Genomic DNA, 15,749 nt, shown 5'->3' with positions numbered 1-15,749 from the left:
GGTATCAGCCGTGCGATTACTCGGGTTGCCACAGTTCGAGCCCCTCCATGTGGCGTTCGATGTCATCCATCTGATCGTCCCCCAGGGTGCAGTCGAACGGCTCGCTGAGAATCCTGCGCACCTGGGCCAGGCGCTGGGTAACCTGCTGGCCATCGATGAAATCGGTGGTGGCGCGCTGGTAGTCGGCCACGGGTTTGTCCATGTAATAGGCACCCATCTTGTGCAGCGAGATCAAGACGAACTCCAGTTCCGCCAGGGCTTGCAGTGCCTGCTCGCCTGAGAGGGTGATGGTGCGGTTGCTTTCCAGCATCGAATACTTCCTTGGCTCTCAACAATTGGACAGACCGTCGCTACCTGAGTAGCGTGCGGCGCACACTTCAATTCGACAGGCCCCCAAAACATGCTGATCAGGGACTATCAAAGCAGCGATCTGGAAGCGTTGCTGGCACTCTGGCTGGACGCTTCAATCCAGGCCCACCACTTTGTCGACCCCGACTTCTGGCGCTCCAAGGTCGAGGACATGCGCAGCCTCTACATTCCCAACGCCCAGACCCGAGTGATCGAACGCGACGGCCAACTCCTGGGTTTCTACTGCCTGCATGAGGATCAACTGGCAGCGATTTTCGTCGGCGTTCAGCACCAGGGCCTGGGCTTGGGTACGCAACTGCTGGCCGATGCCCGCCAGCGCCGCTCACGCCTGGAACTGGCGGTGTATGCCGCCAACCTGCCGAGCATCGGCTTTTACCGCCAGCAGGGTTTCCAGGTGATCGACAACGGCATCGACCCCGATACCGGACAGGCCGAGCTGATCATGGCCTGGCCGGGTTGAACAACGTCTCTGACTGCGCTCACCGACTCGGTGCCGGAGCCAGCTTGAGCCGGCTAGGATCGACCGCGCAGGCCATGTTGCGCAGCTCCCCGATCAACGACTGACGGGGGAATGCGGCCCATTGCGCAAGATCTTCCTTGCGCATGACCTCTACGCCCTGGGCGAACGGCTCGGAGAAGTACACCCGGCCGAACTGCGCCGACTCATCCTTCTCGCAGTTGATCACCCGGATCGCGCGGGAGCTGTAGATCGGCGGTTTGCCACCGCCCAGCTCGGCAGGCTTGGCGTAGTTGTTGACCAGATAGAACTGCCGCAGGTTCGGGTTGTTCTGGTAGAGGGCCAGCGAGTTGGCGGCAAAGTAAGTGCCCAGCTCCGGGGTCTCCAGCACCTTGAACATGCCCTCCGGACGCTGCGGCGCCGGGGCCTCCTTGGGGGTACCCGAATGCGCGCAACCGGCGAGCACCAGCGCCGCGCTCAAGCTCAACAGCTTGTTCATCGGCCCGCTCCCTGGGCCAGGTCCGGCCGCTCCTGCTCCAACAGCGGCTGATCGATGCTGCCCTGCAACGAGCAGAGCAGACGGGTCTTGCCGTCTTCATCGCTGAGCATGAGGATCTTTTCCGCAGAACCCGGCGCCGGGGCGATGCCCGAAGCGGCGCCCGGGTTGTCCTGCCAGGGCGCCGCAGCGTTGGCCTTGATCTGCGCTCGGGAGATGAAGTATTCGCCGGCCTCCTGCCAACCGGCCTGGGGCAGCGCGGCCATGACGGCCTCGCGGCTGGCATCGATTTCAAAGCCCCAGAAGTGGAAGGTGCCCTGCTCGCCCAGGTCGAACTGGCGGTCGTAGTAGGCGGTCAGGGGCAGGCCCTGATCCAGCAGCGGACGGGAAAACGCCGTCAGCGCGGTGGCGCTGTCGCGGCGCTCCACCACCGGAATCCAGGCAATGCCCTGGCGCTGATTCTCCGCCAGCTTCACCACCTGCCCGAGCTCGGCGCGCTGCTGATGCAGGGCCTTGAAGAACCCCGGCTGGCAGTCCAGCAGGCTTTGGCTGAGGCTGGCCGCCTGGGCGGTGCCGGCCCACAGGCCAAAGAGCAAGGCCAGCAGCGGTGTGCTGGAAAGGCAGGGCAAGGTGCGGGTCCGTTGCATGGTCTGGAGCATCCTGAGCAGGCGAAAAAACCGCGACTCTACTCCCGCCGGCACCGCCGAGACAAATCCGCCGGCAGGCGCCAGGTCTGCATGGCAAAGCGGCGCCGCAACCGCTTCAGAGGAAAATGCTGCCCTTGAGGTACAAGGCCCCGTAGCCGCTGATGATCACCCGCCCGTTGTCCAGCACCTGACACTCCAGCTGGCCCTTGCGCGCCCCGCCCTGTTGCGCCCGCAACTGACGCTTGCCCAGGCGCGCGGCCCAGTAAGGCGCCAGGGAGGTATGGGCGGAACCGGTGACCGGGTCTTCATTGACCCCGACCCGCGGGCCGAACCAGCGCGAGACGAAATCGAATTCCCGGGACGGCGCCGTCACGGCAATGCCGCGTACATCAAAGGCCGCCAGTGCGGCGAAATCGGGCTTGAGCGCCTCCACCAGAGATTCGTCGTCCACCACCAGCAGATAATCGTCGGTGCGGTACAGGGCCTCGGCCGCCGGCAACCCCAGGGCTTGCAGCAGGGCCGGAGGAATCGCCACCGCCTCGGGCTGCTTGGCGGGAAAATCCATGGACAGCAGACCGCCCTCGCGGCTCACCCGCAACTCGCCGCTGCGGGTGGCAAAACGCAGCACGTCGCGGCGCTCGCCCAACTGCTCGAACAGCACCCAGGCCGCCGCCAGGGTGGCGTGCCCGCACAGGTCGACTTCCACCGTGGGGGTGAACCAGCGCAGTTCGAACACTTCGCCCCGGGGCACGAAATAGGCGGTTTCCGACAGGTTGTTCTCCAGGGCGATGCGCTGCAGGACCGCGTCCGGCAACCAGGCATCCAGGGGGCAGATCGCCGCCGGGTTGCCACCGAAGACTTGGGAGGTAAAGGCATCCACTTGAAAGATATCGAGCTGCATCGCGGTCATTCCTCGGCGCCTTCGGCGCGGATCTGTTCCAGGTAGTTGTAGATGGTGTAGCGGGTCACCCCCAGGGCCGCGGCGGCCTTTTCGATCCCGCCCTTGACGATGAACACCCCGCGCTCCTGCATCTGGCGCACGGCGTCGAGCTTGTGCTGCTTGCTCATGCGCGCCCCGTTTCCCGGGCAGGCGCCCTGGATGATCTGGGCCAGCAATTGTTCCATGTCGCGGGTGTCGTCGCGGCGCGGCACAGGCGCACTGCCCAGGCCCAGCAACTGCCCGAGGCAGGCATGAGCGGCGGCAATGCCGCTCAGGTCGCTGTTGCTGCACAGGCTGGCGAAAGGCTGCCCGCTGCGGTCGCGAAAGATCACCGTGGAACTGCGCAGCTCACGGCCGTCGGGGGCCAGGGTCGGGTAGTTCTCCAGCACCAGCGGGGTGGTCGCGGAGCGGTCTTGCAGGGCGCGTCGCACCGCGGCAAACCCCAGGTCCTGGCGCGGCCCGACCAGCACCGGATCGCCCACCTGGCGCCCGGTGACATGGCCGTTGGCGATGGCAACGATCGACGATTCCGGGCGGTCCAGGTCATGCAGGACGATTTCCACATGCTGGCCGACCACACTGGCAAGCATCTGCAAGGTGCTGCTGAGCACTTGCAAGACCAGCTGGCGCTCGGCAAGAAGAGCATCGGAAGGTAGGTTCATGGGCGGTTACCAAGGAAAGCGGCCAGGAAAAATATCAACACAACGTTGAATATTCAACTTTTAGTTGATTGCGACCTCAATCCCGTCAGCCCATCGTGGCAATTGCATAGCCAGGGGCATTGCTGCAATATTCGCAAATGTAAAACGTTCTCATTAAATATCCCCATTCAAGTGCTCTGCCCCATGACCCCCAACCTGCTCCTCGTGGAAGACGACGCCAGACTGCGCGACGATCTGGACCGGCATTTCCGCCAGCGCGGCTTTGCCGTCACCCCCTGCGCCGACGGTCGCCAGGGCTTGGCCGCGGTGCGCGCCGGTCACTTCGACCTGGTGCTGCTGGACATCATGCTGCCGGGCATGGACGGCCTGGCCTTGCTGGAAACCCTGCGCCACGAACAAGACACGCCAGTGATGCTGATGTCGGCCCTGGGGGCCGAGCAGGACCGGATCACCGGCTTCACCCGGGGCGCCGACGACTACCTGCCCAAACCCTTCAGCCTGGCCGAACTGGACGCCCGCGCCGACGCCCTGCTGCGGCGCATGGCCCGGGTGCAACAGCAGCAGGCCACACGCCAGGACCCGGACCTCGACTTCGACGACCAGGCTCAGGACGTGCTGCACCAGGGCCGCGCAGCGGGCCTGACCGGCTCGGAATACCGGTTGCTGGTGACCCTGCGCGAGCACCCCGGAGAAACCCTGAGCAAACCCTTTCTCTATCAGCAGGTACTGCACCGCATCTATACGCGCCTGGATCGTGGCCTGGATGTGCACGTGTGCAACCTGCGGCGCAAACTCACCGACCTGGGGGTGCAGCACCTGCAGATCCAGGCGGTGCGCGGCGCCGGCTACATCCTGGTGGAGGCGCAACGTCACTGATGCGCCGTCATCCCCTGCTGTGGAAACTGGCCGTGCTGCAGATCGGCTTCTGCCTGCTGCTGACCTGGATCATCTGGACCTGGGGCCTGTCGGCGGAACGCAGCACCTATTTTCTCGACCCCGCCGACCGCCAGTACCTGGCCAGCTACGCCCAGCAGGCCGAGAACGCCTGGCGCCAGGGCGGCGTGGCCGCGGTCGATGAGTTCCAGCGACAACTGGCGGCCCGGGAAGACACCTGGGTCGCGGTGATCGGCGATCGCCTGCAGAGCCTGGGCAGCACGCCGCTGACCGCCGAGGACGCCAGCCACCTGACCTTCATGCGCAAGCTCGACTGGCCCATGAGCCGGCGCCTGCAGGACGAGTTGCCCTACGTCAGCATCGAATTCCCCGAGCACCCGGAGCAAGGCCGTCTGGTGCTGCAACTGCCCGAGCGCCTGTTGCCCAGCGGCCTGACACCCTGGACCCACCTCCTCAGCCATGGTGTGGTGCCGACCCTGCTCGCCGCCCTGCTCGGCCTGTTGCTCTATCGTCATCTGGTGCTGCCGCTGAACCGCCTGCGCGACCGCGCCGATGCCTTGCGCGCCGACGACCTGGAAAGCCAGGGGCTGGGCACGCCCCTGGTGAACCGCCACGACGAGTTGGGGGAACTGGCCCTGGCCTTCGAGCACATGGCCGAGCGCCTGCGCCAGAGCCTGGCCCAGCAGCGCCTGTTGCTGCGGACCTTGTCCCATGAGCTGCGCACGCCCCTGGCGCGGTTGCGCATCGCCCATGACAGCCAGTTGCCGCCGGAGCAGTTGCGCCAGCGCCTGGACCGGGAAATCGCCGACATGCAGCGCCTGCTGGAAGACACCCTGGACCTGGCCTGGCTCGACACCGAACGTCCGCAACTGCCCACCGAAGCGGTGCAGGTGCTGTCGATCTGGGAGGCGCTGCGCGAGGATGCCTGCTTCGAAAGCGCCTGGGACGCCGAGCGCCTGCCCTGCCTGCTGGACGCCGACTGCCGGGTCCAGGTGCACCTGGACAGCATCGCCCAGGCCCTGGAAAACCTGCTGCGCAATGCCATCCGCTATTCCCCCGCCGACGGCTGGGTGAGCCTGCGCGGCTGGCGCGAAGGTGCCTATTGGCACCTGTGCCTGGAAGACCAGGGACCGGGGGTCGCCGAGCAGGACCTGCAACGGATCTTCCAGCCCTACCAGCGCCTGGACTCAGCCCAGGGCGACGGATTCGGCCTGGGCCTGGCCATCGCCCGGCGCGCCGTGGAGCTGCATCAGGGGCGGATCTGGGCCAGCAATGGCACCCCCGGGCTGTGCATGCACCTGCTACTGCCCGCCGCCTAGCCCCATGACCTGGAAGTGTTTAGAAAGTTAATGCGCTTTACTCGCAAATAGCAGTCATTATCATTCGTGATCTTCTGTTTCTGCCTCTGTCCGGAGATCACCGATGTCCATGCGCTCGATGCGTCCTTTCGCCCCCTTCCTGCTGTCGGGCTGCTGCCTGCTCAGCCACGCGGTGCAGGCCGCCAATGCAGGCTCGACCCAGCCGGTCCTGGAGCTGGAACCCCAGAGCGTCATCGCCACCGCCAAGGAAGAAACCAAGCAGGCACCGGGGGTCTCGGTGATCACCGCCGAGGACATCCAGAAACGCCCGCCGGCCAACGACCTGTCGCAGATCATCCGCACCATGCCCGGGGTCAACCTCACCGGTAACTCCACCAGCGGCCAGCGCGGCAACAACCGGCAGATCGACATCCGCGGCATGGGCCCGGAAAACACCCTGATCCTGGTGGACGGCAAACCGGTGGGCAGCCGCAACTCGGTGCGCTACGGCTGGCGCGGCGAGCGCGACAGCCGTGGTGACACCAACTGGGTGCCGGCCGACCAGGTCGAACGCATCGAAGTGATCCGCGGCCCGGCGGCGGCCCGCTACGGCAACGGTGCCGCTGGCGGGGTGATCAACATCATCACCAAGCAGGCCGGCAGCCAGACCCACGGCAACGCCACGCTCTACAGCTCGTTCCCGACCCACAAGGACGAAGGCGCCACCCAGCGTATGAGCTTCGGCCTTAATGGCCCGCTCACCGACACCTTGAGCTACCGGGTCTACGGCAACGTGGCCAAGACCGATGCCGACGACGCCGACATCAACGCCGGCCATGAATCCCTGCGCACCGGCAATCAGGTCGGCACCCTGCCCGCCGGCCGCGAAGGTGTGCGCAACAAGGACCTCAACGGCCTGTTGAGCTGGCGCATGACTCCAGACCAGAGCCTGGACTTCGAAGCTGGCTTCAGCCGCCAGGGCAACCTCTACACCGGCGATACCCAGAACACCAACAGCAACAAGAATGTGCAGAACCTGCTGGGCCACGAGACCAACCGCAGCTACCGCGAAACCTATGCCCTGACCCATCGCGGCGAATGGGACTTCGGCAGCTCCATGGCCTACCTGCAATACGAGAAGACCCGCAACACGCGGATCAACGAAGGCCTGGCCGGCGGCACCGAAGGCATCTTCAGCAACAGCGAGTTCTACACCGCGGTGCTGCGCGACCTGACCGCCCATGGCGAAATCAACCTGCCGCTGCACGCCGGTTTCGAGCAGACCCTGACCCTGGGCAGCGAATGGTCGCAGCAAAAACTCGACGACCCCAGCGCCAACACCCAGAGCACCAGTGAAGGCGGCGCCGTGGGCGGCCTGAGCAGCAGCAACCGCAGCACCCAGTCCAGCGCGCAGATCTTCTCGCTGTTCGCTGAAGACAACATCGAACTGCAGCCGGGCACCATGCTCACCCCCGGCCTGCGTCTGGATCACCACAGCATCGTCGGCGACAACTGGAGCCCGTCCCTCAACCTGTCCCACGCCCTGAGCGACACCCTGACCCTCAAGGCCGGCATCGCCCGGGCCTACAAGGCGCCGAACCTGTACCAGCTCAACGCCGACTACCTGCTCTACAGCCGCGGCCAGGGCTGCTACGGCCAGAGCACCAGCTGCTACCTGCAGGGCAACGACAAGCTCAAGGCGGAAACCAGCGTCAACAAGGAACTGGGCCTGGAATACAAGGCCGACGGCTGGGTGGCCGGCCTGACCTACTTCCGCAACGACTACAAGAACAAGGTGGAATCCGGCCTGGCCCCGGTGAACCGGGCCAGCGGCGGCAGCGGCGCCTACCGCAACGCGGCGATCTACCAGTGGGAGAACGTGCCCAAGGCCCTGGTAGAAGGTCTGGAAGGCACCCTGACCATTCCTTTGGCCAGCCAGCTGACCTGGAACAACAACTTCACCTACATGCTGCAATCGAAGAACAAGCAAACCGGCGACTACCTCTCGGTGACCCCGCGCTACACCCTCAACTCGATGCTCGACTGGCAGGCCACCCAGGACCTGTCGCTGCAGGCGACCGTGGCCTGGTACGGCCAGCAGACGCCGAAGAAGTACGACTACCACGGCGACCGGGTCACTGGCAGCGCCACCCAGCAACTGGCGCCCTACGCCATTGCCGGGGTCAGCGGTACCTACGCCCTGACCCGCAACCTGAGCCTGACCGCCGGGGTCGACAACCTGTTCGACAAACGCCTGTTCCGTGAAGGCAACGCCCAGGGCGTGAACAACATCGCCGGGGCCGGCGCCGCCACCTACAACGAACCCGGGCGCACCCTGTACACCAGCCTGACCGCATCGTTCTGAGCCATCACCAAGAGCCCGTTGAGAACGCCTGATGAGAACTTTTTTTCTGCCCCTGGTCCTGGCCTGGGGCCTTGCGGGAGCGGCCCTGGCCGCCCCCGCCCCGGACCAGCGCATGGACCGCAGCCTGCTGCAGCGCCAGGACCTGCCCTACCGTTTCAGCAGCCTGCAACTGGACTCCGCCGACGGCCAGCGGCACTACCAACTGTGGATCGGCCAGCCGCTGCAGGCGCCGCCGCCACAGGGTTATCCGGTGCTGTGGATGCTCGATGGCAATGCCGCCATCGGCGCTCTGGACCCCGAGCAGCTCAAGCGCCTGGACCGGGGCCCGGCGCCGCTGCTGGTGGCGCTGGGTTACCAGACCCCACTGCGCATCGAGCGCAACGCCCGCACCTATGACTACACCCCGCAGCAGCCGGGCCAGGCGCAGCAGCAAGACCCGCTGACCGGGCAACCCAGCGGTGGCGCCGAGGCCTTCCTGCAACTGCTGCGCGAACGCATGCGCCCGGCAGTGGCGGCGCAAGTGCCGATCGACGCCACGCAGCAAACCCTGTGGGGCCATTCCTACGGTGGCCTGCTGGTGCTGCAGGCGCTGTTCGCCCGGCCTCAGGAGTTTCGTCACTACGCCGCCGCGAGTCCTTCGCTGTGGTGGGGCGACGGCCTGATCCTGACTCAAGCCCAAGGCCTGGCCGGACGCCTGCAGGGCCATCGTGCGCAACTGTTGCTGATGCGCGGCGGCGCCGAACCGGGCAACCCCCGCCAGCCACCGGGGCCCGAGGCCGACCAGCGTGCCAGACAGTTGCAGGCGCAACTGGCCCAGGTGCCGGGATTGGCCCTGGACTACCACAGCTTCGAAAAGCTCAGCCATGGTCAAACCCTGGCCGCTTCCCTGCACTACGTGCTGGAGCGGCTCTACCTGCCGGCGACCAAGGACTGACGCCCCGGCGCCCGGGCGCAAGGCCCGGGCCGCGAGTTTCAGCGCAAGAGACAGAGTGCAAGCGTCGGGACCCCGGGCTAACCTGCCAGTCGCCCCGCCACTTGCCCTGGATACCCCATGTCTGCGTCCTCCACCGCTGCACTCTTTCTTGCCTCGCTGGACAGCGACTGGGCCCGGCTGATTGCCGCCATCGGACCCTGCCGGCACCAGCCGCGACCGGAACGCGAGCCCTACCAGGCCCTGGTACGAGCGGTGGCCTACCAGCAACTGCACGCCCGGGCCGGCGACGCGATCCTTGCCCGACTGCGCGGGCTGTTTCCCGGCCAGGACTTCCCCACGCCCGAGCAACTCAGCGTGACCTGTGTTGAGCGCCTGCGCGGCTGCGGTTTTTCCGCACGCAAGGTAGCGACCCTGCAGGGCATCGCCCAGGCCACCCTCGACGGTCGCGTACCCGATGCCGAAGGCGCCCGTGGTCTGGATGACGAGCAACTGATCGAACGCCTGACCCAACTGCCCGGGATCGGCCGCTGGACCGTGGAGATGCTGCTGATCTACAGCCTTGAGCGGGAGGACGTATTGCCCGTGGACGACTTTGGCGTGCGCGAGGGCTATCGCCGCCTCAAGGGCCTGGAACAGCAGCCCAGTCCCCGACAGCTGCGCGAGCTCGGCAACGCCTGGCGCCCCTGGCGCACCACTGCCGCCTGGTACCTGTGGCGAGTACCGACAGCCTGAACACCGCGCACTTGACCCGGTGCGGGCTGGCCGCTGCGCGGTTCGCCGGCAAGCCGGCTCCTACAGATGCACGCGGCCTCGTCCGTAGGAGCTGGCTTGCCAGCGAAAGCGCCCACAAGATCGCCCCATTCCCCCGCCATCAACCGCGCCCTCGCTGGCAAGCCGGCGAACAGGCTCTCAAGCCTTACGCTGCCCTCGCCGATGCCTTCGCTGGCAAGCCAGTTCCTACATTGGGGCTGTGCCTGCACAATCCCATCGCCGAGCTCCTGCATAGGGGCAATTGAACCGCGCGCGCGTAACCCCTAAAGTCACGCCTCCCGATATCAATCTGAGATCGCCGATGGCCGCTCTTCGCCTGACTACCCTGCACACCACTCAAGCGGTGCTGGACGCCTTTCGCGACAGCGATGTATCGCCCGAGGTGCTGCTCGAAGGCAGTGGCATCCAGCTGGCCGACCTGGATCTGCCCAACAGCCTGATCAACATCAGCCAGGAAATGCGCGTGTTCAGCAACGCCGTGGCCTTTCGCCAGGACCTGGGCCTGGTGCTGGGGCGCAACCTGCATATCAGTGCCTACGGCATGTTCGGCCTGACCCTGCTGACCAGCGCCACCCTGCGCGAAGGCTGGTCCCTGGCCCTGCGCTACCCCTTACTCCTGGGCACCTTCTTTCGCCTCGACCTGGAGGTCCGCGACGGCCTGGCCTGGCTCACCGCCGACCAGTACAGCGAGACCGAGCTTGAGGTGTTCAACACCGACTTCTGCATGTCGTCCTACCGGGTCACCTGCCAGGACCTGCTGGGCTGCTCCCTGCCCCTGCGCCAGGTGCAACTGATGCACGGCCCGCAACCCTACCTGGACAGCTACGAGCAGGCCTTCAACTGCCCGGTGCAGTTCAACGCCGGGCGCAACGCCATCGGCTTCGACCTGGAATGGCTGGACCGGCGCCTGCCCCTGGCGGATCTGGTGACCCAGAACGACATGCTGCAACGCTGCATCCGCCTCAACGAGGAGCTCAGCGCCCGGCCGACCTGGATCGATCAGGTGCGGCGCATCCTCAATGAACAGCTGCACGCGGTGCCGGACTTCGACAGCCTGGCGCGCCAGGTGCACTGTTCCCCCAGCACCCTGCGCCGGCGTCTGCGGGCCCAGGACACCAGCTATCAGCAGTTGCTCGATGAGCTGCGCTATGCCCGGGCCCAGCAGTTGCTGGGCCAGCACAGCCTGCCCATCTACCGCATCGCCGAAGCCCTGGGTTTCAAGGAAACCGCGAGTTTCCGCCATGCCTTCCAACGCTGGAGCGGTGTCGCTCCCGGGCGCTTCCGGCAGTTGGCCGGCCAGCTCGGACCGCTCTCGGACTGCGCTGAAGATTGACGCTAAATATCCCCTATTGACCGTTCCCAACATTCTCTCAGGGACCTATCCGGCCAAGAATGACCGCATCGGAAGGTTCCGCTCATTTCAGACATGGAGTTGTCGCATGAAATCGCTGCATACCGCCCTCACCCGCCTGGCCCTGAGCTGCTCTCTGAGCGCCCTGGCCCTGACCGTCTCCTTCACTGCCCAGGCCGCCCCAGAGCGCACGGTGAACATCTTCAACTGGTCGGAGTACATCGCGCCCAACACCATCAAGGATTTCCAGGCCCAGAGCGCGATCAAGGTCAAGTACGACATCTTCGAAAGCAATGAAGTGCTGGAAGCCAAACTGCTGACCGGCAACAGCGGCTACGACGTGGTGGTGCCTTCCAGCGGTTTCGTCAGCAAGCAGATCAGCGCCGGCGCCTTCCAGCCCCTGGACCGTGGCCAACTGCCGAACTGGAAGAACCTCGACCCGGCGGTGATGAAGCTGCTGGAGCAGAGCGACCCGGGCAACCGCTACGTGATCCCCTACATGTGGGGCACCAACCTGATCGGCTACAACCGCGACAAGGTCCAGGAACTGCTGGGCACCGATGCCCCGGTCAATAGCTGGGACCTGGTGTTCAAGGAAGAGAACCTGAAGAAGCTCAGCCAGTGTGGCGTGACCTTCCTCGACTCGCCGACCGAGATGCTGCCCCTGGCCCTGCACTACCTGGGCCTGGACCCCAACAGCCAGAACCCCGAGGACTACCGCAAGGCCGAGGCCCTGCTGCTCAAGCTGCGTCCTTATGTGCGCTACTTCCACAGCGCCAAGTGGATGGGCGATATCGCCAACGGCAACATCTGCGTGGCCGTGGGTTACTCCGGCGGCTTCCTGCAGGCGGCCAACCGCGCCAACGAAGCCAAGAACGGCGTGCACATCGAAATGCGCATTCCCAAGGAAGGCACCCTGGTGTGGATCGACACCGTGGCCATCCCCGCCGGCGCCAAGCATGTGGACACCGCCCACACCTTTCTCAATTACCTGATGGAACCCAAAGTCATCGCCTCCATCAGCAACTACGTCGGCTACCCCAACGGCGTGACCGACTCCAAACCGTTCATCCAGCAGTCGCTGCTGGACAACCCGGACCTGTTCCCCAGCGCCGAGACCATGACCCGCCTGTACCCCCTGGCACCGCTGCCGGCCAAGGCCGAACGCACCCGGACCCGAACCTGGGTCAAGGTCACCAGTGGCCGCTGAGTTTCTCACCCCCAAGGGTTTGCGGACCGCCGTCAGCGGCGTATCCGCAACCCTTGCCCGCTGGCCCGCCCCCGGCGCCAAACGGCCTTGATAGAAGAGCTGCCCATGTCGTTATCCCCGTCCAGCCCACCGGCCCTGCACCTGCTGTCCATCGAGGCATTGCTGCACGGCTTTGCCGCCCGGCAGTTCACCCCGGTGGACCTGCTGCAGGCCGTATTGGCTCGGATCGAACGCCATGAGCCGCACCTCAACGCCCTCTGCGAGCGCCAGGACGCGGCCGCCCTCGCCGCCGCCCGGGCGGCCACCGCGCGCTGGGCCGCCGGGCAACCGCTGGGCCGGCTGGACGGTATCCCGATTCTGGTCAAGGACAACAGCGACATCCAGGGCTGGCACACCCGTAGCGGCTCCAGGGCGCTGGCCGACCGCCCGCCCATGACCCGCGACACCAGCCTGGTGGCGCGGTTGCGCGAGGCCGGGGCGATCTTCATTGGCAAGACCACCCTGCCGGAACTGGGCAGCACACCCCTGACCGACAGCCCGTTGACCGGCATCACCCGCAACCCCTGGAACCTGGCCCTGCATGCCGGTGGCAGCAGTGGCGGTAGCACCGCAGGGGTGGCCGCAGGTTATGCCCCGGCGGCCACCGGCAACGATGCCGCCGGATCGATCCGCACCCCGTCGAGCTTTTGCGGCGTGATCGGTTTCAAGCCCAGCCATGGCCTGGTGTCCGCCTACCCGAGCATCGACCCGGGGGGCATGGCCGCCGAAGGCCCGATCGCCCGGCATGTAAGGGATATCGCCCTGCTGATGGAGCTGATGAGCGCCCATGAGCCCGATGAACCTTTCGCCTGGCCCCATGCCCCCGGCCAGTTTCTATCCAGCATCGAGGACGGCATCAGCGGCCTGCGTATCGCCTTCAGCGCCGACCTGGGCCATGCCGCCCATGTCGATCCGCAGATTGCCGCCCGTTGCCTGGCCACTGCCCAGCTGCTGCAGCAGGCCGGGGCGAGCGTGGTCCAGGCGTCGCCGGACATCGGCCAGCCATCCGCGAATTACCTGCGAGCCTGGCCGGTGGAAGTGGCCAGCGCCGTGGCCGAAGAAATCCCGGTGGAGCGCCAGCACCTGGTCGGCGACTTCCTCCAGCAGGCCCAGGTTCGCGCACGCCAGCTCAATGCCCTGGATTACGCCTGCGCGGTGCAGGAGCGGCATCGGGTCGCGCAACAATTGCATGACTTTCTCGGTGACTACGACCTGCTGCTGACTCCCACCGCGGTGGTCGAGCCCTTCGCCGTGGAGCGTCAGATGCCGCCCGACTGGCCCGAGCAGATCAGCGCCATGTGGCAGCCCACCACCTTCCCGTTCAATTTCAGCCGCCAACCGGCGCTGAGCATGCCCTGCGGCCTGAGCGCCGCCGGCCTGCCCATAGGCCTGCAGATCGTCGCCCGCTTCGGCCGTGACGAACTGGTCCTGCGGGCCGCCCGGGCCTTGGAAAAACTGCTGCCTGCCGGGGTGTTCACGCACCCCGCAGGACTGCTGGACGCCCCCGGGCGTGAACTGCACTGAACAACCCGCTGACGCAGCAAAACCGCGCCGCTTTACGGACAAGGAGGTGGACCATGGATTCTTCTAGCAGTTGGTATCAAGACACTCAATTCGACCACGACATCTACGTGATGATCATCCGTGAGCCGAGTTCGCCGAGCCTCTACGCACATCAATCCGGTGCCAGCTTCAGCTACGTCGGGCGCCTCACCGGCCATGGCCAGCACCCGTGCTTTTCCGTGCACTTTGCCTGCCCGCCCTATGGCAACGACTACGCCAGCACCGAAGCTGCCCTGCAAGCCGGCCTGGCCCATGGCCGCGCCCTGATCGAGCACTGGCGCACCCGGGGCAGCAAGCCGCCGGCGCGCAACGCCGAAGTCGCCCTTTCCAGCTACAGCAACTGAACGCCCCGGCGCCGCTGGCCCTGGGCTAGCGGCTCAAGGCAGACCCAGGCTGTCGAGGTACTCGATGGCCTGGCGGTACTTCTCCAGGCGCCGACGGTCATCGTCACTGGGCTCGGGAATACGTGACAGGTCACTGTTCTCCGCCAGGTCCGCGCGCTTCACCCGACGCGCCAAAGGATTCTGTGCCGCGCGCCGGATAAACCCCGGATAGTCCTCGCCCTCGACCTTGGTCAACGCCGCCAGGGCCTGCAGCACCTCTTCACTGAAACCTTCGCCACGCAGTTGTTCCAGGGTCACCGGGCTGTCTTCAATGACGTCGTGGAGCACCGCGACCAGTTGTTCCCGGGGTTCGGACAGACGCAGCATGACCCGCAGGGGATGGAGGATGTAGGGCGCACCGCCCTTGTCGACTTGCCCGGCATGGGCCCGGGCAGCAATGGCGATGGCGCGTTCCAGGGTACTCATGGGCGGTGGCTCCGGATCTCGGCAAAAATGCTGCGGCCATACTAACCCGGCCGGTTCAGGCCTGGGCCAGCAGTAGCTGGGCTCGCTGCAGCACAGATGCATCGACCATCTGCCCGTCCACCTGATAGTCCCCGGATCGGGCCATGACCGGTGATCGCCAGCCAAGGCGCGACAGCAGCGGACATTGATGCCGGTCAAGCGCCCGGAGCACCGGCGGAGTAAAGCTTGTGGCAATCACTTGCCCTTTGCTTCCCCGGAGACTTGATCATGTCCAGCAGCGCTCTCGATATCCTCGCCCAACCGCCATTCCCGGCCCAGCAAGGCCAATACTGGATCGACGCCCTGAGCGACGGCAGCCACGTGCTGATCCGCCCGCTACGGCCCCAGGACCGGGAGCGGGAAAAGGCCTTTATCGAAAACCTTTCCCCCGTCACCCGGCACCAGCGCTTCCTCGGCGAGATCAGGGAAGTGGGCGACCAGTTGCTGGATCAGTTGATGGATGTCGGCACCCCGCAACGGGTGGCCTACGTGGCCCTGGTGCATGACAACGGCGAGTTGCGGGAAGTCGGCATCAGCCGCTACGCCCAGGTGGACGACCAGCCCTGGCGCTGCGAGTTTGCCGTGACCATCGCCGATGAATGGCAAGGCAAGGGCCTCGGTGCCCTGCTGATGCAGCACCTGATCGACGAAGCCCGTACCAATGGCTTCCAGCAGCTGTATTCGGTGGACAGCGCCGCCAACTACAGCATGCGCCGCCTGGCGAAGACCCTCGGCATGCGCAGCGCCATCGACCCCGACGACGCCACCCAGGTCATCCATAGCCTGGCGCTGTAACCCGCCCCAGCCGCGCCTCGGTCCGAGGCGCGGCCACCTTCGCTTAACACTCTTTGACAGTTTCCAGACAAAGCTGCCAAAGACTCCTCGAACGCCCTTCCCTAGCATCC

Annotated in this window: 17 protein-coding genes; 11 read left to right on the top strand and 6 right to left on the bottom strand. The window is 65.9% G+C overall.

What is annotated here, in order from left to right; all coding sequences use genetic code 11:
* Positions 1–16: 16 nt before the first annotated feature.
* Complete coding sequence (locus ACSSVC_RS17490) at positions 17–310, bottom strand: hypothetical protein (protein WP_346632685.1); 294 nt, start codon at positions 308–310, stop codon at positions 17–19.
* 90 nt (positions 311–400) lie between these two features.
* On the opposite strand from ACSSVC_RS17490, the gene ACSSVC_RS17485 reads away from it, so the two are divergent.
* Positions 401–829, top strand: a complete 429-nt coding sequence (locus tag ACSSVC_RS17485) for an N-acetyltransferase (RefSeq protein WP_346632684.1) — start codon at positions 401–403, stop codon at positions 827–829.
* A gap of 19 nt (positions 830–848) precedes the next feature.
* On the opposite strand, the gene ACSSVC_RS17480 is transcribed toward ACSSVC_RS17485, so the two are convergent.
* The 4 genes from ACSSVC_RS17480 to ACSSVC_RS17465 form a co-directional block, all read right to left on the bottom strand.
* On the bottom strand, positions 849–1,325 hold the full coding sequence (locus ACSSVC_RS17480; protein WP_346632683.1) for a surface-adhesin E family protein: 477 nt from the start codon (positions 1,323–1,325) through the stop codon (positions 849–851).
* Positions 1,322–1,969 (bottom strand): hypothetical protein, encoded by a 648-nt coding sequence (locus ACSSVC_RS17475; RefSeq protein WP_492611068.1) that lies wholly within the window; start codon positions 1,967–1,969, stop codon positions 1,322–1,324. The genes ACSSVC_RS17480 and ACSSVC_RS17475 overlap by 4 nt, the downstream gene beginning before the upstream one ends.
* A 115-nt stretch (positions 1,970–2,084) precedes the next feature.
* The gene (locus ACSSVC_RS17470) at positions 2,085–2,870 is read right to left on the bottom strand and encodes a PhzF family phenazine biosynthesis protein (RefSeq protein ID WP_346633054.1); all 786 of its coding nucleotides are present in this window, start codon (positions 2,868–2,870) and stop codon (positions 2,085–2,087) included.
* A gap of 5 nt (positions 2,871–2,875) precedes the next feature.
* The gene (locus ACSSVC_RS17465) at positions 2,876–3,571 is read right to left on the bottom strand and encodes a helix-turn-helix transcriptional regulator (protein WP_492611067.1); all 696 of its coding nucleotides are present in this window, start codon (positions 3,569–3,571) and stop codon (positions 2,876–2,878) included.
* Between the two features lie 183 nt (positions 3,572–3,754).
* Between ACSSVC_RS17465 and ACSSVC_RS17460 the strand changes: the two genes are divergently transcribed.
* The 9 genes from ACSSVC_RS17460 to ACSSVC_RS17420 all read left to right on the top strand — a co-directional run bounded on the left by ACSSVC_RS17460 (position 3,755) and on the right by ACSSVC_RS17420 (position 14,340).
* Positions 3,755–4,447 carry a response regulator transcription factor gene (locus ACSSVC_RS17460; protein WP_346632680.1) on the top strand — a complete coding sequence of 231 codons (693 nt, stop codon included), beginning with the start codon at positions 3,755–3,757 and terminating at the stop codon, positions 4,445–4,447.
* Positions 4,447–5,784 carry a HAMP domain-containing sensor histidine kinase gene (locus tag ACSSVC_RS17455; protein ID WP_404939593.1) on the top strand — a complete coding sequence of 446 codons (1,338 nt, stop codon included), beginning with the start codon at positions 4,447–4,449 and terminating at the stop codon, positions 5,782–5,784. The genes ACSSVC_RS17460 and ACSSVC_RS17455 overlap by 1 nt, the downstream gene beginning before the upstream one ends.
* 109 nt (positions 5,785–5,893) lie before the next feature.
* Positions 5,894–8,128 carry a TonB-dependent siderophore receptor gene (locus tag ACSSVC_RS17450; RefSeq protein WP_492612573.1) on the top strand — a complete coding sequence of 745 codons (2,235 nt, stop codon included), beginning with the start codon at positions 5,894–5,896 and terminating at the stop codon, positions 8,126–8,128.
* 31 nt (positions 8,129–8,159) lie between these two features.
* A complete protein-coding gene (locus ACSSVC_RS17445) occupies positions 8,160–9,062 on the top strand; it encodes an alpha/beta hydrolase (protein ID WP_492611066.1) in 903 nt (300 codons plus the stop codon).
* A gap of 117 nt (positions 9,063–9,179) precedes the next feature.
* Positions 9,180–9,794 carry a DNA-3-methyladenine glycosylase family protein gene (locus ACSSVC_RS17440; protein ID WP_492611065.1) on the top strand — a complete coding sequence of 205 codons (615 nt, stop codon included), beginning with the start codon at positions 9,180–9,182 and terminating at the stop codon, positions 9,792–9,794.
* 340 nt (positions 9,795–10,134) lie between these two features.
* A complete protein-coding gene (locus ACSSVC_RS17435; RefSeq protein ID WP_346632675.1) occupies positions 10,135–11,166 on the top strand; it encodes an AraC family transcriptional regulator in 1,032 nt (343 codons plus the stop codon).
* A gap of 106 nt (positions 11,167–11,272) precedes the next feature.
* A complete protein-coding gene (locus ACSSVC_RS17430) occupies positions 11,273–12,394 on the top strand; it encodes a polyamine ABC transporter substrate-binding protein (RefSeq protein ID WP_443693499.1) in 1,122 nt (373 codons plus the stop codon).
* A gap of 105 nt (positions 12,395–12,499) precedes the next feature.
* Positions 12,500–13,957 (top strand): amidase, encoded by a 1,458-nt coding sequence (locus ACSSVC_RS17425; protein WP_492611064.1) that lies wholly within the window; start codon positions 12,500–12,502, stop codon positions 13,955–13,957.
* 53 nt (positions 13,958–14,010) lie between these two features.
* Positions 14,011–14,340: a hypothetical protein gene (locus tag ACSSVC_RS17420; RefSeq protein WP_402895538.1), complete on the top strand. Its 330-nt coding sequence runs from the start codon at positions 14,011–14,013 to the stop codon at positions 14,338–14,340.
* A 33-nt stretch (positions 14,341–14,373) separates the two neighbouring features.
* Here the strand turns inward: ACSSVC_RS17420 and ACSSVC_RS17415 are convergent, their stop codons facing one another.
* Complete coding sequence (locus ACSSVC_RS17415) at positions 14,374–14,805, bottom strand: HD domain-containing protein (protein ID WP_492611063.1); 432 nt, start codon at positions 14,803–14,805, stop codon at positions 14,374–14,376.
* A gap of 267 nt (positions 14,806–15,072) precedes the next feature.
* On the opposite strand from ACSSVC_RS17415, the gene ACSSVC_RS17410 reads away from it, so the two are divergent.
* On the top strand, positions 15,073–15,639 hold the full coding sequence (locus ACSSVC_RS17410; protein ID WP_346632671.1) for a GNAT family N-acetyltransferase: 567 nt from the start codon (positions 15,073–15,075) through the stop codon (positions 15,637–15,639).
* The last annotated feature ends 110 nt before the right edge of the window (positions 15,640–15,749 follow it).

The sequence above is a fragment of the Pseudomonas sp. E1BtOHC1 genome (genome assembly GCF_058744285.1).
This window is presented reverse-complemented; position numbering and strand designations above follow the sequence as displayed.

What these genes read in the sequence shown, in the direction of transcription:
- ACSSVC_RS17490 (WP_346632685.1), bottom strand. Translation starts at nt 310, where the DNA reads ATGCTGGAAAGCAACCGCACCATCACCCTCTCAGGCGAGCAGGCACTG.
- ACSSVC_RS17485 (WP_346632684.1), top strand. Translation starts at nt 401, where the DNA reads ATGCTGATCAGGGACTATCAAAGCAGCGATCTGGAAGCGTTGCTGGCA.
- ACSSVC_RS17480 (WP_346632683.1), bottom strand. Translation starts at nt 1,325, where the DNA reads ATGAACAAGCTGTTGAGCTTGAGCGCGGCGCTGGTGCTCGCCGGTTGC.
- ACSSVC_RS17475 (WP_492611068.1), bottom strand. Translation starts at nt 1,969, where the DNA reads ATGCAACGGACCCGCACCTTGCCCTGCCTTTCCAGCACACCGCTGCTG.
- ACSSVC_RS17470 (WP_346633054.1), bottom strand. Translation starts at nt 2,870, where the DNA reads ATGCAGCTCGATATCTTTCAAGTGGATGCCTTTACCTCCCAAGTCTTC.
- ACSSVC_RS17465 (WP_492611067.1), bottom strand. Translation starts at nt 3,571, where the DNA reads ATGAACCTACCTTCCGATGCTCTTCTTGCCGAGCGCCAGCTGGTCTTG.
- ACSSVC_RS17460 (WP_346632680.1), top strand. Translation starts at nt 3,755, where the DNA reads ATGACCCCCAACCTGCTCCTCGTGGAAGACGACGCCAGACTGCGCGAC.
- ACSSVC_RS17455 (WP_404939593.1), top strand. Translation starts at nt 4,447, where the DNA reads ATGCGCCGTCATCCCCTGCTGTGGAAACTGGCCGTGCTGCAGATCGGC.
- ACSSVC_RS17450 (WP_492612573.1), top strand. Translation starts at nt 5,894, where the DNA reads ATGCGCTCGATGCGTCCTTTCGCCCCCTTCCTGCTGTCGGGCTGCTGC.
- ACSSVC_RS17445 (WP_492611066.1), top strand. Translation starts at nt 8,160, where the DNA reads ATGAGAACTTTTTTTCTGCCCCTGGTCCTGGCCTGGGGCCTTGCGGGA.
- ACSSVC_RS17440 (WP_492611065.1), top strand. Translation starts at nt 9,180, where the DNA reads ATGTCTGCGTCCTCCACCGCTGCACTCTTTCTTGCCTCGCTGGACAGC.
- ACSSVC_RS17435 (WP_346632675.1), top strand. Translation starts at nt 10,135, where the DNA reads ATGGCCGCTCTTCGCCTGACTACCCTGCACACCACTCAAGCGGTGCTG.
- ACSSVC_RS17430 (WP_443693499.1), top strand. Translation starts at nt 11,273, where the DNA reads ATGAAATCGCTGCATACCGCCCTCACCCGCCTGGCCCTGAGCTGCTCT.
- ACSSVC_RS17425 (WP_492611064.1), top strand. Translation starts at nt 12,500, where the DNA reads ATGTCGTTATCCCCGTCCAGCCCACCGGCCCTGCACCTGCTGTCCATC.
- ACSSVC_RS17420 (WP_402895538.1), top strand. Translation starts at nt 14,011, where the DNA reads ATGGATTCTTCTAGCAGTTGGTATCAAGACACTCAATTCGACCACGAC.
- ACSSVC_RS17415 (WP_492611063.1), bottom strand. Translation starts at nt 14,805, where the DNA reads ATGAGTACCCTGGAACGCGCCATCGCCATTGCTGCCCGGGCCCATGCC.
- ACSSVC_RS17410 (WP_346632671.1), top strand. Translation starts at nt 15,073, where the DNA reads ATGTCCAGCAGCGCTCTCGATATCCTCGCCCAACCGCCATTCCCGGCC.